The organism is Microbulbifer agarilyticus (genome assembly GCF_001999945.1).
In the GTDB taxonomy this organism is placed as follows: domain Bacteria; phylum Pseudomonadota; class Gammaproteobacteria; order Pseudomonadales; family Cellvibrionaceae; genus Microbulbifer; species Microbulbifer agarilyticus_A.
In genome coordinates this window covers 1479866-1499503 of the sequence record NZ_CP019650.1, presented here as the reverse complement: position 1 = coordinate 1499503, position 19638 = coordinate 1479866, and the positions used below count along the sequence as shown (strand labels likewise).

The window sequence follows — 19638 nt, the reverse complement described above, 5'->3', positions numbered from 1 at the left end:
ATAAGGCATTGCCAACACCACCCCACCCATTGACCGATTTAACCCGACTGTTACTCGCTTATAGATCGCTTTAACTGTTTACTTAACGATGCAGGTCAAATCGGTCCAATTGCATGACTTTGTTCCAGGCGGCAATAAAGTCCTGCTGAAACTTCTTTCTCCCGTCGTCACTGGCATAGACCTCGGCGAGGGCGCGAAGCTCAGCATTGGAGCCAAACAACAGGTCAACTCGAGTGCCGGTCCAGCGGGGCTCGCCGCTATCCCGCGCTACCCCCTGATAGAGTCCATTACCTTCGGTCATGGGTGCCCAGACCGTGGACATGTCCAGCAGGTTGACGAAGAAATCGTTGGTTAGGGCACCCGCCCGATCTGTGAATACGCCGTGCTGGCTGTCATCAAAGTTGGTCCCGAGCACCCGCATGCCACCAACCAGCACCACCAGCTCCGGTGGCGACAATGTCAGTAGCTGCGCGCGATCAATGAGTAACTGCTCTGCGGGAATCTCGATATCACCCCGCAGGTAATTACGGAAGCCATCTGCGATGGGCTCGAGGTCATCAAATGAGTGCTCTTCTGTTTGTTCCTGAGTGGCATCGGTGCGACCTGGGGTAAAGGGAACACTGGCGGGATGCCCGGCATCCGCTGCCGCTTTCTCAATAGCGGTGCAACCGGCGAGCACGATCAGGTCCGCCAATGAAACCTGTTTGCCGCCACTGGCGCCGGAATTGAAGTCAGTCTGAATTGACTCCAGCGCCGCCAATACTTTGGCAAGGATTTGCGGTTTGTTGACCGCCCAATCCTTTTGCGGTGCCAGGCGGACACGGGCTCCGTTGGCCCCACCGCGCCGGTCAGAACCACGGAAGGTCGAAGCGGAAGCCCAGGCGGTACTCACCAGATCGCCAATGGCGAGTCCGGAGGCCAGCACTTTCTTTTTCAGCTCGGCAACATCCCCGTCGTCAATAGGCGAGTAGTCTGCCGCCGGTACCGGGTCCTGCCAAATTAGCGCTTCATCCGGTACTTCGGGACCCAGGTAGCGCGCTCTGGGCCCGAGATCGCGATGGGTTAATTTAAACCAGGCGCGGGCGAATGCATCGGCAAATTCGTCGGGGTGTTCGTAGAAGCGCCGGGAAATGTTTTCGTAATCCGGGTCTGCGCGCAGCGCGATGTCCGTGGTCAGCATCATGGGCGCATGGCGTTTGTTCGGGTCGTGGGCATCGGGCACCGAGTCGGCCCCCGCACCATGCTTGGGCTGCCACTGATGCGCGCCTGCCGGGCTTTTGGTGAGTTCCCAGTCGTACCCAAACAGATTCCAGAAGTAGTTGCTGCTCCACTTGGTGGGCGTGCTGGTCCAGATAACTTCCAATCCACTGGTGATGGTGTCATCGCCTTTGCCCGAACCAAAGCTGCTGTGCCAACCCAACCCCTGCTCTTCCAGTCCCGCGGCCTCCGGCTCGGGGCCAACCAATGCAGCGTCACCGGCTCCGTGGGTTTTACCAAATGTGTGGCCACCGGCAATCAGCGCCACCGTCTCTTCGTCATTCATTGCCATACGGCCAAAGGTGTCGCGAATGTCCTTGGCTGCAGCCAACGGGTCGGGATTGCCATTGGGACCCTCGGGGTTTACATAAATCAAACCCATCTCCACTGCGGCCAATGGATTTTCCAGGTTGCGATCGCCGCTGTAGCGGGCGTCTGTCAACCAGGCTTTCTCATCGCCCCAGTAGACATCTTTCTCCGACTCCCACACATCCTCCCGGCCACCGGCAAAACCAAAAGTTTTGAAACCCATGGATTCCAACGCCACATTGCCGGTGAGAATCATTAGGTCTGCCCAGGAAATGTTGCGACCATATTTTTGCTTGATGGGCCACAACAGGCGACGCGCCTTGTCGAGGTTGACGTTGTCCGGCCAACTATTCAGTGGCGCGAAACGCTGGTTGCCAGTGCTGGCGCCACCGCGCCCATCACGCACCCGATAAGTACCGGCGCTGTGCCATGCCATACGAATAAACAGAGGTCCGTAGTGGCCGAAATCTGCCGGCCACCAGTCCTGCGAATCCGTCATTAACGCGTGCAGGTCTTTCTTTACCGCCTCGTAATCGAGCTGCTGGAATGCTTCGGCGTAATCGAAGTCCTTATCCAGCGGGTTGGATTTGCCCGAATGCTGGCGGAGAATATCCAGCCGCAAATGATTCGGCCACCAATCCTCATTTGTCGTACCACCACCGGCCGCATGGCCAAAAGGACATTTACTTGTTGTCATGTGCGTCACTCCATTGACGGTCTGAGGGCTTTGCTCAACTATAGCCAAGGAGTAACAGACTGGATCTAGACAATAACCGCGGGCTCAGGCTGTCCCTGCACCGCATTGCGGTAGACCAGCGTGACACCGTTGGCGACTTCCGCTCCGGGGCGATCTTCCAAGCCAACCGCAGCGGTGGTCACATACATATCGGTAAAGTCCTCGCCACCAAACGCCGGGCAAGTGGTGCGAATCACTGGCGCTTCCAGCGCCGCGATTTCCCGGCCGCTCGGGTCAAAGCACTGGGTGCGCGCGCTGTCCCACAGTGAAGACCACATATTGCCCTGCCCATCCATTACTGCGCCGTCGGGAATCAGCTCCTGTGTACTCAGGTCCAGGAAAGCTTCGGGCTCACCCATGGGCCAGCCATCAGCGGTATTCAGCAGTACGCGGTAAACGGTATTTTTTGCAGAGTCTGCGTAGTAACCATAACAACGTTCGCGGTCAAAGCAGATGCCATTGGGTACTGTCATTCCTGAATCGAGGCGACGCAGTTCGCCTTTGTACCAGCGATACAGGTTCCCTTGGTCCGGCTCACCATTGACGCCCATGGTACCGATCCAGAATCCACCCCAGGGGTCGGCGCGGCCATCGTTGCTGCGATTGCCCGGCATATCAGGTTCCAATTCGCACAGCAGGCTCTTCTCACCGGAATTTAAATCCATCAAGTGCAGGCCACTCTCGCAGGCAACCAGTGCACGGTCGCGATCCACCCAGCCAATGGCAGAAGGCATTTCGCCCATATCCCAGGCTTGCGTGCCATCGGGGCCCTTGGCCAACACCTTGTTATTCAGCAGGTCCACCCAATACAGGGTCTTGCGCATTGGATGCCACAGCGGACCCTCGCCGAGGCTGCATATCCGTTCATCGAAAACCTCGGCGGCAACAGTTTCCCCGCCCTGTTCCCTAGTCGCTGAATTCAGCAGTTGATCGCTCACGTGTATTCCTCAAATTCTCAAACTACTTGTCTCTTGCACGGCGCAAAAATTACGGTGTTTGTAGCAGGCTGGTTATCTTCGCCGACACTACCTCATCATCCAGGGCAATAGGCTTCGAATGCTGAGCGGCACGCACAATCAGCAGTGCCCGGCCTTCACTGGTCCGCAAGCGTTCGCTTTTGTAGCGTTCCATATACGCCGAACGGCCGTTGTCGGTACCGAGCAGTTCCAGCCCTTCCGGCAACACAAATTCAATATTCGCATCCAGATGCCGCACCGGGCGGCCCTTGTTATCCACCAGTTGTGCTTCCACATGCGCCACACTGTCTTTATCTGCCGACAGCAGGTGGCGATCAAAGGAGAGTTCGATAGACACCGGTTGCGTTGCCGTCTGTACCTCAGAAGTCGCTGCACAACCATCGATACCGCGGGCGGATAGTTTGCCCCCGGCAAACGGAACTGCCCACTTGAGGAGACGGTCAGGGTTGTCAGCAAGAGCCCGAGCGCCCAGCGAGCTTCCATTCAGGAACAGTTCTACTTGCGGGCAGTTGCTCAGCACCTCGACAATCACTGGCTCGCCGTTGGCGTAATTCCAATGTCGGTTAACATCCTGCCACCCCCACACACGCTGCTCCCAGGCACCCGGCGTTTTTTCTACCACCTTGCCGTCGGTATCGCGGCGATACAGGGATTTTTCTTCCGTCTGGGAAGTGATTGCCACATAGGGAGCTGGATTCCACAGGGTGCGGTACAGGTCATAGGCGGGGGCCTCAAAACCTGCAAGGTCCAGCAGGCCACTGCGCACCGCCTTGCGCGGCCAAGCGCCATGGGCTTCGCCCAGGTAGTCGGTACCGGTCCATAAGAACGTGCCGGGAATAAAGTCGCGTTCCTCGATGGCCTTCCACTCGTGCCACTGCACCACATTTTCGGTACCCATGATCATTTTCTCGGGGTACTTCTCGTGCCCATAGTCATAGATCACGCGACGGTAGCTGTAACCGACAATATCCAGCGCATCGGTGTAACCGGAGATATGACTCACCGAAGGCAGAATCAGGTTCGCGGTTACAGGACGGCTGGTGTCGAGTTCCTTAACCCAGCCCGAGAGTTTGGCCGCCGTTTTCGCCAACACGTATTGCCCGGCTTCGCTGCCGTGAAAACGATCCTTGATTTCCTGCTCGGTGATAAACGGCGGGTTGTAGAAGTAATTGCCGGATGCGTTCATGTCGAAGTATCCGGTGGCATCCTTGTAACGCGGGTAGGTCCACTCGATCTCGTTGCCAATACTCCACATAATCACCGAAGGGTGGTTGCGATCGCGCTTTACCGAAAGCTTGAGGTCGGATTCAGCTTCCTGCTGGAAATAGTCGGCGTATCCCCGGCTGATCCGGTCGTCATGGCGCTCCCATTGGTTGAGCCGCTTGTCCTTGGGGTTATCCCATTCATCAAAAATTTCGGCCTGGACCAGAAAACCCATTTCGTCACACAGGTCGAGAAATTCCTGAGAGGCCGGGTTGTGTGCGGTGCGGATGGCATTGGTACCCGCCCGCTTCAAACTTTCCAGCCTGCGCCGCCAGACGTCTTTTGGCACCGCGACACCGACAGCTCCGGCATCGTGGTGCAGGTTTACGCCTTTGATTTCAGTGTTCACACCATTCAGGTAAAAGCCGGCATTTGGATCAAAACGAATTTCGCGCACGCCAAAGCGCGTTTCCAGGCGGTCCACTACCACATCACCCAACGAGATCGTGGTTTGCGCACGATACAGGTTGGGTGTGTCAGGGCTCCAAAGATTGGGCGACTTAATCGACAAAGCCTGCATGAAGGTGCCAGATTGATCCGCCGCAAGTTTGCTACTGGAATCCGCTCTTGCGACCTCACGTCCCTGCCCATCCAGAATCACCGAGTGAATGGTAAATTGCGCAGATTCATCGCGCTGGTTGGCAACCTCAACATCCAGTGTTACTTCGGCACGCTCTTCCGTGACTACTGGTGTTTTGATAAATACCCCCCATATGGGGATATGCAATGGGTCCACGGAAACCAGCTTCACATCGCGATAAATACCTGCACCGGGGTACCAGCGGCTATCGATGTAGCGACTGCGGTCGACGCGCACGGCCACTAGGTTCTGCTTACCCGGATCAAGCAGATGATCAGTGATATCAATGTAAAACGGGGTATAGCCGTTGATGCGGCCACCGACGCGGGTCCCATTCAGCCAAATTTCTGAATGGTTATAAATGCCATCAAAATACAGAAAAGAGCGTTTCTTATCTGCGCTTTTCGGGGTAACGAAAGACTTCCGGTACCAGCCAATGCCTCCGGGTAAATATGCAGTGGCGCCATCTAGCGATGGGTCAAAATCCTGTTCGATACTCCAGTCGTGTGGCAAGCGCAGCGCTCGCCATCCACTATCATCGTAATCAGCGCGCCTAAAGTCGCTACTGTCTTCCAGCTTGAACTTCCAACCGAAATTAAAATCGGTGGAGCGCACAGGCCCAACCTCTCCTCCATGGTTTGAAGTGCTACTCGATGTAGAAGGGTTAGCGAGCGCGGTTGATACTAGGCCGCACAAAAAAAGGACCGATGTAACAAGAACAAACGACGGAATAGAGACTGAAGTTTTCACGGTATTTCCTGCAATAATATCTGGCGGAAGCTCACTGGCGGCGTTCGCCAAGAGCAATGGTGGAACCAGGTATGGGATGTTCAAGTTGCTGCTGGGAACCGTCTCGCCATAACACTTCCAGACGAGTCGGCAGCATTCCCTGGCCGAGACCAAAGTGCACAAGATTCAGCTGGCTTTGCGAGTGCGTGGCACTGCCGGAACCAACGCGCTTGAGTCGGGTGAGTTCAGTTTCCCCGTGGGTAACTGTCAGGCGCACGGTTGCCGCAGAAGCATCCGCCCCCTTTGGTGAATAACCTACGTTGACCAATAAAAAGTCAGTCGCGGGGGATGCATCTTTTAGCTGGTTTTCAAACAAGTGCCAGCGACCCTGATCGTCGTCGCCACTCAGCAGGTCGACATCTCCGTCGAGGTCGTAGTCGAACGCGGCCCCCATATCGCCATGCCCTGACTGCGGCACGGCAGTGGCGCCATGCATTAATTGCAGCCCAAAGTCCTTGCCTTGGCGATTGCGCAGTAGCAAATCAACCTTGCGCTGGTGCAGCGCGCCAAACCGATATACGAAAAAGTCTTCAAAGCCATCGTTATCGAAGTCACCGGTTGCCACACCCCAATTATTATCGGTGGTTTGCACCGGCAGCAGCTGGCTTGCATCGCTAAACCGGTCTCCCTCATTGCGCAACAGCAAGTCTGGGACTCCGAGCTCCTGGGGCTGCCAATCCGGTGTTACGGAAGTTACCCCGTGAATACTAGCGCGAAGGTCCCACGCCAGGTTGTCATTGAGGCGCCACTCAAGCCGCCATTGGCCGTCGCCCATGTGGCCCAGATACCAGCCGTTTTTCTTTAGGTCCGCCGGGAAACCTATAGCCTGTTCCCGGCTCACCGAAACCCGGTCAGCACCTGCCGGTGTGTCCAGTGCCACCCCTGCTTCACCGAGGTACACGGGCAGTGTCACCTTTACACCGCGGTGCCAGTGGAAAAAATGATTGAGCTGGAGCTCCCCATCCGCGGTGAAGCTAATACCGTCGTGCCCGCTATTACCTTCATCGCGCAAGTCCAATCGCCGTGACCGCGCATCGAAGGCGATGGCATTGTTGGCAATTTGATAATAGGTTTTACCGCGGGCAAGGTAATAATCAAGGTCACCATCGTTGTCGATGTCTGCCTCTGCCACCGCCATCACAAAGTCCTGCTCCACCGATTTCGGCAACCACTCACCTGTGACATCTTCAAACCCAAATTCACCGTCCCCTGCCCATAAGCCAAGCGGTGCGAAGGTGATCAGGTCACTCACATTGTCGCCATTAAAATCGGTAACCAGTACGCGTTCGGCGTCGAGTGATTCGAACTGCGGATGGCTGCGGTAGCGAAATTGGTCCTGGCCGATATTTTCGAACAGGATATTGCGCGGTCCTGTTTCTCCGGGAATCATCATCGCGTTGATCTGCAACAGATCCAGGTCACCATCGAGATCCATGTCGATCCAACGCACAGAGCGGCCCCGCGCGCCCATGTGCTCGATACCACTGCCTTCGGTGATATCAACAAAACTCCCATCGTTGTTTTTTAAAATTCGTGGTGGCTGGGGGCTACTGCCGTTGCCACCACCGAGTGCGACCACTACATCCTGGTCACCATCCAGGTCGTAGTCACCAGCGGCAATGCCGTGGACATCCCAACGCATCAAGGGTGCTGGATCCAATGCATAGTGATTCTCACCGGTGGCCCAAACAAGCTGTGCAGGGACCTTATCGTGGTTACCCAGAAGCAGCTCGTAGCGCCCGTCTCCATTCAAGTCGGCAACCGCGGGACCGCCATATTTCCACGTGGGTTCTGTAAACAGGCCGCGGGCTGCGGAAACATCCGTGAAGCGCACGGGTTGGGATCGCAGTTGGTAGCGCAACAGGGTTTTGTGCGCAGTGATATAGATTGCCGATTCGTCGGCATTAAATGCCAGGTTAGCCGCAACACTCGGTGTCGGGATAGTAGCGAGGTGCTTCCCCTCCTCATCCAGCACCCACACACCACCGGGGCCGGTGGCAAACACCGTACCGGAACTGTGTACCTTCAACCCATCCGGCAAACCGCTTCCATGGGCGCCAAGGCCTTTACTATCCAGTTTGTGGAATACGCGACGCGGACCCCGCACGCCGTGGGCGTCAAGCTCATACAGGTACCACGCCGGTGTATTGGGATCGGAAGCCGCAACATATAAGCGGCGTTGATCGGGAGAAAGTGCGATGCCATTGGGCAGATGGATGCTGTCATCCAGCAAGGTCAGTTCCCCGGATGGCGCAAGCGCATAAATACCCTGGAAATCCAGTTCCTTGGCCGGGTCTTCCAGTTGTGCGGGCAACCCGTATGGCGGGTCGGTAAAGTAGAGGATGCCGGTGTGGTGCAGCACACCATCGTTCGGGCTATTCAGGCGCTGGCCTTCAAATGACTCGGCGAGCGTTGTATACCTTGGTTGTGGTGTGTCGAGCGGCGCAGTGAGTTTGGCCACGCGCCGCGATCGGGACTGCAGGAGCAACAAGCTATTGTCCCGGTCCAGTAACAGGCCGTTGGAGTAACCGCTGTCTTCGAGATAAACGCTTGCCCCCTCGCCCGGGACATAACGGTACACACGATGTGTGGGAATATCCGAAAACAGCAAATAGCCGGTGGCTGCGGTGTTCGTGCTTCCCTCTATACTGGTTCCGCGCGCCCCCTGCCCCCGGCTAACTCGAGATGCCGGCGGCACCCACACAGGCCCTTCCGCCCACGCATAGCCCTCGCTGACGACCTCTACTTCCGCTTTGGGATCCAGTAGTGACAATACTTGCGGGTCAAAAATTTCTGCAGAGCCACCCGCACTAGCGGTGATTGGCAATATCCACCCGGCAAGTACTGCAATGACTGGCAACGCTTTACTCACGGGGTTCCACCCTCTTCGACAGCTTGTTTGCCACTGGTAAAGCGACGCTGGTAAAGGCTTTTGTTCACGCGGGTAACGGCATCAACCAAGGGCGCGTACGGCGTATCGGTAACGCTCACAAAACCCACGTTGTAGTTCTCCCCATCGTATGCGCGGCCGGTCAGCGGGGAGTCGATGTACTGGAACCAGTGGGCTCCCACAAACCAGGGGTTGTCGATCACACTGTGCATGTACTCGGTGTACTTCTTCCCTCGATCCGCTTGCGAACTCGCGTGAATCAAACCGGGGTTGAGTAAACCGGAATCCAGTGCGCCATTGTGAAACTCACCGATGATGCTCGGCTTGTCCAATGTCTCAAGGAAATACCAGAACTTGTCGCTAACGCCTTCCTTGTAGTAGTTGTAGCTCACAACATCGGCATGTTTGGCTGCAGCGCGACGCACCTCCGGGGTCATGCCCCAATCTGCAAAGCGCGCGCCCAGGTACAAGTGATTGGGCATAAAGTGCTTCACTGCTGCACGCACTACTTTGAAGTACTGGCCGGTGTAGTGTTCAAGCAGTGCGGAAAAGTCCTCCACCATCGCAGGGTTAAAACTCGCCAATGCCACGCCGCCAGAAAACTGCTCCCAGGAAGAGACCTGGGTATCCCACGCGCTGTTGAGCTGTTCTATGGAGGTATATTTCTCCCGCATCAACCGCACGAATTCGGCTTTGGTCGGACTCTCGACAGCATCCCGCGACAGGGTGTTGATGACGATACCAAAGCGGGTTTCGGTAGAACCTTCCTGGCCCCAGCTCTTTTCATTATCGATAAAAACCCCAACGCACCAGGGGCTGCCCTGCACTTCCCTTGCGACCTGCTTGGCCGTAATGAATGCGCGCTCCTTAAACAATGGATCGAAAGGATCGGGCAGTGGACTCCAGTAATCATTGCCACTACTGACGGTCTTGAAGTTGCCGATAATCCAGCCATTGGCAAAATAGGGAATGCGATCCATCTGGTAGTAATCGGAATCAATCCAGTTACCAAAAGACGTAAAGCCCCAACTGAGCATGCGATCAATGGTGACTTCGCGCCATTTCGCCATCAGCTGTTCGTTGTCGGCAACCTGGTACTTGCGCTGTAGATTTGCGCGATAGAAGCTGAAGGTCTCACCGCGCGGAATCGCGCCGGTATGCACTTCCCGGCGATAGCCAAAGTTCTCGCCCAGTGGATCGCCGTAATCCGGTAGCCAGGTGAACATTTCTGCGCGCAGGGAAGAACTGATATGGCGCGAAGGAAGCGCAGCGTCCGGCACTGGGTTAAGCCCCAGGGAATCTTCAGGGGTTAAATCACCGGGCGCACGTTGGGGAACCGCACCCTGGTCAAAGTCGTAACCGGTAATGGTGGAGGTATTGGCCAGACGCACATTGGCGATACCGGTAGAGAAAAAGGGATAGCCTTCTGGGTCCACCAGCGTCCATTTTCCATCGACCTTTTGTGCGCGAAAGAAGCCGGTGGCATCAAGCTTTGGTCCCTGGGTCCAACCACCGAAGCGAGAGCGCCCCTCCAGTGGTTGCTTACGCAGGATGGTTCCTTCTTCCTCAGCTTGCTCGCGCAAAGTTACAACCGAATCTACCTTGCCTGTAAATTCGCGCTTGGCACTTTGCCCGAAGGCATCGACCAAACCTTTCAGGTAGTCCTGATCCAAAGATTGCGGTTGAATCAAACGAACATTGTCGATGCGAATCTCTTTGTCTTCCAGCACTCCGACAACGTTGAATTCAATACGCGCAATTGCGCTCACATCCAAATCTTTCGCGCCGTAGCGAAAGATAATGTCTTGGTACTCACTATCCCACGAAGGCGGGTTGGACCGGATGCCGGTCTCTACCCCAAGATCCGGACCTTTCAGCTCAAAGAAGTAGGTGTTATCCGAGCGTTCTGGCACGACAAAACTGCGGTTATGGGTCTTACCCTGTTGATCGTGGGCTTTCACATAAAAATGCACGGAAGATGGCTGTTGATTGGCGATATCCAGTGCAAATGCAAATGTACCCAGCTCACTCCAATCCCATGGCGATTGGGGTGAAAAGGAAAAGCCAGCGGTGTAGTGGTTTTCCGTTTGCAGCTTGATATTCAGTGCCTGCCCACTCTTGTCAGTTCTGCCTCCAACCAACGTGGCCACCGCGTTATGCAATTTGATCTCTGGAGGTACGGTAGTCTCTTCGAAATCCCATAAGGCTTCGCCAATCGGGCGCTTATCCAATTGCGCCGCACTGGTCTGCTGCTGGCCATCCAAACGCTCGCCACAGGCAGCTACCAGCGCTCCCGCAAAGCAAGTAAAAGCCAGCAACAAGATTCGATACCGCATTGTGAGTCCCCACCTGAATGATTATGAAAATATGGTGTGTTTACGCAGCCTGTGGCTCGACCGCGGAGCCTTCTTCACCTGCGTGCAGCGTAATTTGCTCGATTTTTCCAACGAGAAACAAATAGGAACAAAGCCCCACCACGGCAAGCGCACCAATCAATGCCAGGGCAGGACGAAAATCACCATCGTGTGCGAGCGCCCCGATTGCGACCGGGATAATTACGGCGGACAATCCACCAACAAAATTAAAACAACCGCCTACCAGGCCGACCATATTTTTGGGCGCAATCAAGGAGACAAATACCCAGGTGATAGAGGCAAGGCCATTGCCAAAAAAGGCAAGAGAGAGGAAAAATGTCACCGCTGCCGTAGACTCCACATAATTTGCCCCAATCATCGAGCAGGAGAGCATAAGCCCGATGATGACCGGGGTTTTACGTGAAAATTCATTGGAGAACCCGCGCCGCACCAGCCAATCGGAGGTGAAGCCGGAGAGCAAGACACCGCAAAAAGCAGCGAGAAAAGGAATGGAAGCAAGAAATCCTGTCTTGAGGTCACCCATACCGCGGTACTCGGCGAGATAGGTAGGAAACCAGGTTAAAAAGAAAATCAGGGTACTGCCAAGGCAAAACTGGCCGATGTAAATTCCCCACAGTTTGCGGTTAGAAAACGCCAGGCGCAGGCTCTGCCAATTAATTGTCGCCTGTTGCGGGGCCGCGCGTACAGGTTTCGCCGCCGCTGAATGGGTTTCTGCTTGCCCGGCATCCTCTTCCCGCTCTTTGACGACGCCTTGGGAATCTCCCGATTCGCGATACAGGAAATACCAAACCACCGCCCACACGATGCCGATAAGGCCCGATACGATAAACAGGCCACGCCAACCAAACCACTCCTGAATCACCGCCAGCACGGGCATCAGAAAGGCCAATCCAATAAATTGCCCAGAGGTATACACGGCAATAGCGCTGGCGCGCTCACGCTCAGGGAACCAATGGGTAACAATTTTATTGTTCGCAGGATACGAGGGCGCTTCAAACAGCCCGATCGCCATGCGGCAGCCCACCAGGGCCGCGAGGGAGCTAACCAACCCCTGCACAACCGTCGCCAACGACCAGGCGATCAGGATAAAGGGGTACAGGATCCGTACACGCACAGCATCCACGATCATGCCGCCGGGAATCTGCATGATGGAATAGGTCCAGGCGAACGCCGAAAAAATAATCCCCATTTGTACCGGAGAGAGCTCCAGGTCCTGTGAGATCGCATTGGCCGCAACCGAAATATTGGTACGGTCCATATAGTTGATCACCACACTGATGAAAATCAGTGCGAGCACACCAAACTTGCCGCTCTTTACGCTAGCACTGCCGCTCCGTCCTTTGGTCCCGCCGCTCATTTGCCTGGTTACTCTTGTTAATGCGCTTATCAGCACTCTTATTATTTTGTGACGTGATCGAGCAATCGCTGGCTACACCATCACGAGAACAAGGTCGCCCCTTACAATTGTTAACAATTTACATTACTCTCCTCAGCATAACAATAACCGCCCCTCAAACCGGGGGCACAAGGAGACGCGATGAAAACCACCTCTCTCACTTTGGCGGCCCTTGCGCTGTCATCCTCCGCGCTGGCTGCGGACTGGGACAATATTCCCGTTCCCGCCGATGCCGGAGCCGGAAATACCTGGGAACTCCACAGCCTTTCTGACGATTTCAACTACGCCGCACCACCCGTCGGCAAGAGTGCGACCTTTTTTGAGCGCTGGAGCGAAGGCTTTATCAACCCCTGGCTAGGCCCGGGTGAAACCGAGTACTACGCCCCCAACTCCTATGTGGAAGGCGGTAACCTGGTCATCAAGGCCAGCCGCAAGCCCGGTACCATCAAGGTGCATACAGGCGCCATCCACTCCAAGGAGAGCATGACCTATCCGCTGTTTATGGAAGCGCGGGTAAAAATCACCAACCTCACGCTGGCCAATGCGTTCTGGCTGCTGAGCTCGGATTCCACAGAAGAGATCGATGTACTGGAGTCCTACGGCAGTGACCGCCCCAGCGAGACCTGGTTTGACGAACGCCTGCACCTCAGCCATCACGTATTTATCCGCGAGCCGTTTCAGGACTACCAGCCGAAAGATGCGGGGAGCTGGTATCCGAACCCCGATGGCGGCCACTGGCGTGACCAGTTTTTCCGTATTGGCGTTTACTGGATCGATCCGTGGACACTGGAGTACTACGTAAATGGTGAGCACGTGCGCACCGTCTCCGGTGTTGAAATGATTGACCCCTATGGCTACACCAACGGCAATGGCCTCAGCAAGCCGATGCAGGTCATCTTTGATGCGGAGCACCAGCCCTGGCGCGATGCGCAGGGAACCTTGCCACCCACCGATGAAGAGCTAGCTGACCCAAGCCGCAACAAGTTCCTGGTGGACTGGGTACGCTTCTACAAGCCAGTGGCAGACAACAACGGGGGCGGCGACCCAGGCAATGGCGGTGATCCAGGTAATGGGGGCAACCCGGGAAGCGGCGAAACCATTCGCGTTGAAATGGGCAGCTTCTCCGCTACCGGTAAAGCAGGCGCGGCCGTTGCCGGCGACACCGTTGCTGGTTTCAACGCCAATGGCGACAACATCAACTACAACACCCTCGGGGATTGGGGCGACTACACCGTAAACTTCCCGGAAGCGGGTAACTACAACGTGGAATTGCTCGCCGCCTCCCCCACCACTTCCGGCATCGCAGCGGATGTGCAGGTGGACGGCAGCTACGTAGGTACCATTCCCCTGAGCAGTACCGGTGACTGGGAGCTGTACAACACATTTACCCTGCCGAGCACGATTTATATTGCTTCAGCAGGCAACCACACCATCCGTGTACAAAGCGCTGGTGGCAGTGCCTGGCAGTGGAACGGCGATGAAATACGCTTTACCAAAACCGAGGATGACAACACACCACCGCCGCCACCAGCGACTGGTGCCACCATCACCGTGGAAGCGGAAAGCTTCGCTTCTGTCGGCGGCACCTATGCCGACGGGCAAGCGCAGCCCATCAGCGTTTACACCACCAATGGCAGCACCGCAATCAACTACGTGAATGCCGGTGACTTTGCCGACTACACCATCAATGTTGCCGACGCAGGCACCTATGCCATTACCTATCACGTGGGTAGCGGCGTAACCGGTGGCAGCATCGAGTTTCTGGTGAACGAAGGTGGTAGCTGGAATAGTAAAACGGCAACGCCTGTACCTAACCAGGGCTGGGACAACTTCCAGCCACTAGACGGTGGCAGCGTCTACTTGGAGGCAGGTACGCATCAGGTGCGCCTGCACGGTGTCGGCAGTAACGACTGGCAGTGGAACCTGGACAAGTTCGTGCTGAGCAACTGATCACCAGTCATACAAACTAAAAAAGGGGGCCAGTGGCCCCCTTTTTTAGTTACGCGATACAAAATACAGCACTACAAGTCACTACCACTAAAAGGCAGTGGCTGTTCGCTTACCTCTTGCGGGTCAAACGGTAACTTTTTGGGATCAACCGGTGCGGTATAAATCTCCACGGTCTCAGGCCGCACATTTTCCAGTCCGGTCAGTGCAGGTCCCGGCGTTGCGTCCGGGCGATTGGGGTATTTTTTAATCCACAGTTCGTGGCGCTGCCGCTGCCGGTTGAACATGCTCTTTACATGAAACTGTTCGATCATCTCACCATGCATTTCGCGCGGGTCGGTAAACAGGTCGTAGAACTCATTTTTTGACAAGCCCACTTCGGCATTTTTCCAGTCCCGCTTGAAGCGCCCCTTTACACCAGCCGCCAGATTTGGCCCCTGGTAAATCATCACATAGTCGCGGCGACTGAACCCGTCCCCATTCAGGAACAGCGACGTCTGGTCCACGCCATCGATAATCCGGTCGCGCGGTATATATTTCTTGGCGCCGCCCAGGTTGGCGAAGGTGGTATACAAATCGGTTACATGCAATATATCCCCGACAATCTGCCCGGGCTTAATGACCCCCGGCCAGGTAGCCAGCATAGGCACCCGCACCCCACCCTCGGTAAAGTCCCCTTTTCCTCCGCGATATAAGGTTTCCACCATGCCCCGCGGGCCGTAGTGGATAAAGGGACCATTGTCCGCCATCACAATCACCAAGGTGTTTTCCGCAACCCCCTGGCTCTGCAAGTGTTCAAACAGTTTGCCGACAAACGCATCGAGCTTGACCAACCCTTCTGCGCCTACATTTTTATTCGCTGTAAGCCGCTTTTTCTCGCGAGGATCGGGAAAGAACGCCGTCAAAATCGGCTGATAGGAAATGAAGAACGGTTTTTTGTCGGCGACACTCTTGTCAATAAAGGCCAATGTTCGCTTTTGCGCCTCGGTCTCAATATCCCAGTAATTTTTAATGTCCGGTGGAGGGCCCCACTCTCGGCTGGGACCACCCTTGGTGCCCTCGATGGTCCAAACCACACCGCGGGGCTGGTGAGATTGATCGAGATCGTATTGATCCTCGCCATGCAGATCCGGGTAGAGACCAGTTATCACATTTGCCACTTCCGCCTGTGGAATCCACATGGAGGGCACCTGGTTGTATGGCGTGAAAAAGGCCTCGTCGTAGCCCTGTTTATGCGCGTAACTGAACTCAGTATCGCCGAGATGCCACTTGCCAAAGAACGCAGTGTTATACCCCGCCTTGTCCAACACCTCGGCAATCGTTACCTCTCCCGCATCCATCCCCGAGTATTCCACCGGAAACGACACCGTATGCATGCCACTGCGCACCGCATAGCGCCCGGTCTGGAAGGCTGCACGGGTCGGCGTACACGCTGGCTCCGTGTACATACGCATAAAATTGATGCCGTCATTCGCCATTTGGTTGATGTTCGGCGTCTTAAACCCGCGCACACTCTGAATGGCCGGGATACCCACCTCCCCCAGCGCAGTATCGTCCCACATGATGTGCACAATATTCGGCGGTGTACCGTGTTTTTCTCGCAGCTCTGCCAGGCGCCGATTCAGCTGACGATCTTCCTGCTGCCAGCGCTCACCGAATTGCGCTTCGAGAATGTAATGTTCGGCGTCATGCACGATCGGATCCGATACCGCAGTACCTGAAACGGTAAAAAAAGTGAAAAACGTGAAAAAGAGCAAAAAGAACTGCCGCCTGCAAAGCATATGAAGCACCGTGTCGATAGTCGCAATACGGTGAATATAGAAGCTAATTCAGCAAGAGCTGTATATCAGCCGTAAGTGGCACCGTTGTACTTGCCACCTATCCGGTCTCGCATCTGTAGATTTGACACGTCGAAGCACATAGACTCAGCAGACTCGAAATTTCAGCCTTTGCGGGAACGAAAAAATGAAAACAGCAGGCATCTCAATAACACTAATACTGGGACTTGTACTTGGTTACTTTCTTCTCGCACCGGTGCCTATCAACCCCCAGGCGTGGCAGGCCCCCGCCAACCCCGGGTATAGCGGCCAGTTTGCGGTCAACGATAAGTTGGCCGGGCTGGATCAGATCGACATTGGTGAATGGACGGGCCCGGAAGATGTGGTGCTGGACAACCAGGGCCGGATCTATGTTTCCGTACATGAAGGCCGCATCCTGCGCCTCAACGCAGACGGCACTAACCGCGAAGTATTTGCTGAAACCGGCGGCCGCCCGCTCGGGCTGGCGTTTGACCAACAGGGAAACCTGATTGTGGCTGACGCCTTCCTGGGCCTGCTCTCTTTCAGCCCTAGCGGTGTACAGACCCTGCTCACCAACAAGCTTGGTGAATCTCCGATTCTCTACGCGAATAACCTGGATATCGCCAGCGACGGCACCATCTACTTCACCGATGCCTCAATGAAGTTTGGTGCCAAGCAGTGGGGTGGCAGCTACCCCGCCAGCCTGCTAGACCTGATGGAGCACGGTGGTCACGGGCGCGTGTTGAGCTACTCGCCTGCGGACAACAAAACAAAATTGATTTATCAGGGGCTGAATTTCGCCAATGGCCTGGCACTGGCGTCCGATGAACAATCCGTGCTGGTCAATGAGACCGGTAACTACCGGGTAGTGCGAGTGGGGATCGCCGCGGACAATCGCGGTGCACTTTCGGAAGTAATTGGCGAGCTACCGGCATTCCCCGATAACCTGAACCGTGGACTGGATGGAAAGTACTGGGTCGGTCTGGTATCGCCGAGAAACCCGCTGCTGGACAAAATATCCGGCCGCCCCTTTTTACGCAAAATCGTGCAACGCCTGCCCCAGTTTATGCGCCCCAAAGCCACCTATTACGGCCACGTCATAGCGATCAATGAAGCAGGTGAGGTCTTGCAAGACCTGCAAGACCCCTCTGGCGGTTATGCCACCACCACCGGTGTGCTTGAAACACCAGACTACCTTTATGTCGGCAGCCTGCTCTCAGAAAATCTGGGGCGCATGCAAAAACACTAGCAATACCGATTACCGGCGAAAGGGATTTAGTAACGCGGGCGCTCTGAGCAGCCCGCCCAGGTCCCACTTTCGCTTCGCCTTCGTTGCGCCGCCCTCACCCTGGGCATGCAGCAAGCGAACCAATGCCTCCACATCCCCACCTGAAAATTTGAACGGTGCGAAATTGCGTTCACCGCGCTTTGCCAGAAATGCGCGCACGGCGTCATCTACCGGGACATACTTCATCGACCATTCGTTAAAGCCCCGCTCACGCGTATTTTTTAACGACAGAATCGTCGCGTCACTGTGACGGGGATCGGAGGTGATTCGCTCATAGGTTTCGGTGACCACGGTGCGATCGCCCTCTAGCACCTGAAAGAAGTGCCCATCGCCAAAATAGAGCACCCCACCAATATCGACACGACTGTTATTGCGGCGGCTCTGCATCAATATGCGGGCGACGGAAGGCTCAACTCCCTGGCTATTGGGTGCGGGCTTGAACGTGGCCCGGCTCGCGTATACCAACTGAATCAAATCACTCAAGGTCTTCTCCAACTTTATTCTTTATATGGCACCTTGTTACGCGCGACGGCCGACCGTGGATCTATCGACGCGTCCGCAGAGACCGAGCAGAGTCCGTAAAGTTGCAGCAAATCACATTGGCGCGAACAAGAGACATGAACCACTGATGTGAACCAGCGGTCGACAATTATTTCGATAAATCTAGAAATATAGTTTACAAATGAGAGCGCACTCACTACAGTTCAGACATGGAACATCAAGACGCTGCCAAAAAACTCGCCGAGCTGGGTCACACCACTCGCCTGGCCATCTATCGCCTGCTGGTAAAAGCGGGTCCGGAGGGTCTGGCAGTAAGTGACATACAGCAGGCGCTGGACGTCCCCGGCTCAACCCTCTCCCACCACATCAGTCGCCTGGTGAACGCGGGACTAATGAGTCAGGAACGCCAGGGCCGGATACTGCGCTGTGAAGCCTGTTTCCCCGCGCTCAGTGCGCTGGTGGGCTATTTGGCTGAAGAATGCTGCGTTGAGCAGCAAGGCTGTTGCGACTGATCGCACGCCTCGAATGGAGTTTTTTGCACCCGTTTTTTTCACCTATATTTCGATATTTTTAGAAATATCAAAATCTAGACAAAGACGTGACAGATACACATATAGATAGATACAGATTAAAGGTGACCACAATGCTTCCCAACCACACGGCCAAGAATATTCAACACAGGCTGCAACAAGTTTCGCCGACCGACGTTGCACCTAAAATCCTGGTGCTATTCGGTTCCCTGCGCCCCAATTCGCACACGCGCAAACTGGCGGACGAAGTGATGGAAATGCTAGAGCAATTCGGTGCAGAAGCCAGACTGTTTGACCCGCGCGACCTGCCGATTTTCGATGGTGAAAGTACGGATCACCCGAAGGTGCAACAACTGCGCGAATGGTCTGAATGGTGTGATGGCCAGGTCTGGATCAGCCCCGAAATGCACGGCAACATGTCCGCGGTATTCAAAAACCAAATCGACTGGCTGCCGCTGGATCAATCCGCAGTGCGTGCCACCCAGGGTAAAACCCTGGCGGTGATGCAGATTACCGGCGGCTCGCAGTCCTTTAACGCGGTAAATAATATGCGCATTCTCGGCCGCTGGATGCGTATGTTTACCATCCCCAACCAGTCGTCTATTGCCAAGGCTTGGCAAGAGTTCGACGAAGACGGAAAGCTCAAAGACTCCGCCTTCCGCGACCGTGTTATCGATGTACTGGAAGAGCTGGTGAAAACCACCATACTGATGCGTGGCCAGAGCGACTATCTGACCGAACGCTTTAGCGAGGCCAAGGCCGCGCTGTCAAAGCAAGCCGCGGAGGCGCTGAAAAATCAGGTAGAAGCCGCCGGCGCAATGGATGTTAAACGCAGCGCTTGTTGCGCTCCAAAGGCTGCGCCTGTCCCGGTTGCTCCACAAGCTGCGCAAAAGTCCGCTTGCTGTGCGCCAAAGGCCCAAAGCTGCTGCTAAATTTTCTGCTAATACCAAGCGGTAGCAAAAGCAGGTGCGCACCAGTGAATTAGCGCAATTCCCACTCAG

The 19638-nt window shown here is 55.4% G+C and carries 11 protein-coding genes and 1 pseudogene; 4 read left to right on the top strand and 8 right to left on the bottom strand.

Annotated elements, in window-relative coordinates; genetic code table 11:
* Positions 1–82 precede the first annotated feature (82 nt).
* The 6 genes from katG to Mag101_RS05885 form a co-directional block, all read right to left on the bottom strand.
* A complete protein-coding gene (gene katG, locus Mag101_RS05910; RefSeq protein ID WP_077402129.1) occupies positions 83–2263 on the bottom strand; it encodes a catalase/peroxidase HPI in 2181 nt (726 codons plus the stop codon).
* Between the two features lie 65 nt (positions 2264–2328).
* Positions 2329–3240 (bottom strand): SMP-30/gluconolactonase/LRE family protein, encoded by a 912-nt coding sequence (locus Mag101_RS05905; protein WP_077402126.1) that lies wholly within the window; start codon positions 3238–3240, stop codon positions 2329–2331.
* A 49-nt stretch (positions 3241–3289) separates the two neighbouring features.
* Positions 3290–5737 (bottom strand): glycoside hydrolase family 2 TIM barrel-domain containing protein, encoded by a 2448-nt coding sequence (locus tag Mag101_RS05900; protein ID WP_077402123.1) that lies wholly within the window; start codon positions 5735–5737, stop codon positions 3290–3292.
* Positions 5738–5903: 166 nt separating this feature from the next.
* Positions 5904–8783 (bottom strand): SMP-30/gluconolactonase/LRE family protein, encoded by a 2880-nt coding sequence (locus Mag101_RS05895; protein WP_077402120.1) that lies wholly within the window; start codon positions 8781–8783, stop codon positions 5904–5906.
* Positions 8780–11137, bottom strand: a complete 2358-nt coding sequence (locus Mag101_RS05890; protein WP_232325157.1) for a beta-galactosidase — start codon at positions 11135–11137, stop codon at positions 8780–8782. The genes Mag101_RS05895 and Mag101_RS05890 overlap by 4 nt, the downstream gene beginning before the upstream one ends.
* Positions 11138–11177: 40 nt before the next feature.
* Positions 11178–12533, bottom strand: a complete 1356-nt coding sequence (locus Mag101_RS05885) for an MFS transporter (protein ID WP_077402117.1) — start codon at positions 12531–12533, stop codon at positions 11178–11180.
* Positions 12534–12713: 180 nt separating this feature from the next.
* Here Mag101_RS05885 and Mag101_RS05880 point away from each other — a divergent pair, with 180 nt between their 5' ends.
* Positions 12714–14522 (top strand): carbohydrate-binding protein, encoded by a 1809-nt coding sequence (locus tag Mag101_RS05880; protein ID WP_077402114.1) that lies wholly within the window; start codon positions 12714–12716, stop codon positions 14520–14522.
* A 71-nt stretch (positions 14523–14593) separates the two neighbouring features.
* Here Mag101_RS05880 and Mag101_RS05875 read toward each other — a convergent pair whose 3' ends face one another.
* The gene (locus Mag101_RS05875) at positions 14594–16213 is read right to left on the bottom strand and encodes a sulfatase-like hydrolase/transferase (RefSeq protein ID WP_198040112.1); all 1620 of its coding nucleotides are present in this window, start codon (positions 16211–16213) and stop codon (positions 14594–14596) included.
* A gap of 271 nt (positions 16214–16484) precedes the next feature.
* Here Mag101_RS05875 and Mag101_RS05870 point away from each other — a divergent pair, with 271 nt between their 5' ends.
* Positions 16485–17567, top strand: coding sequence for an SMP-30/gluconolactonase/LRE family protein (locus Mag101_RS05870; RefSeq protein ID WP_077402108.1), 1083 nt, complete (start codon positions 16485–16487; stop codon positions 17565–17567).
* 9 nt (positions 17568–17576) lie between these two features.
* On the opposite strand, the gene Mag101_RS05865 is transcribed toward Mag101_RS05870, so the two are convergent.
* On the bottom strand, positions 17577–18089 hold the full coding sequence (locus Mag101_RS05865) for a BLUF domain-containing protein (protein WP_077408093.1): 513 nt from the start codon (positions 18087–18089) through the stop codon (positions 17577–17579).
* 227 nt (positions 18090–18316) lie between these two features.
* Between Mag101_RS05865 and Mag101_RS05860 the strand changes: the two genes are divergently transcribed.
* Both Mag101_RS05860 and arsH read left to right on the top strand, forming a co-directional pair.
* Positions 18317–18619, top strand: a complete 303-nt coding sequence (locus Mag101_RS05860) for an ArsR/SmtB family transcription factor (RefSeq protein ID WP_077402106.1) — start codon at positions 18317–18319, stop codon at positions 18617–18619.
* Positions 18620–18750: 131 nt separating this feature from the next.
* Positions 18751–19440, top strand: a pseudogene (arsH, locus tag Mag101_RS05855) (arsenical resistance protein ArsH); the annotation flags it as partial.
* Between the last annotated feature and the right edge of the window lie 198 nt (positions 19441–19638).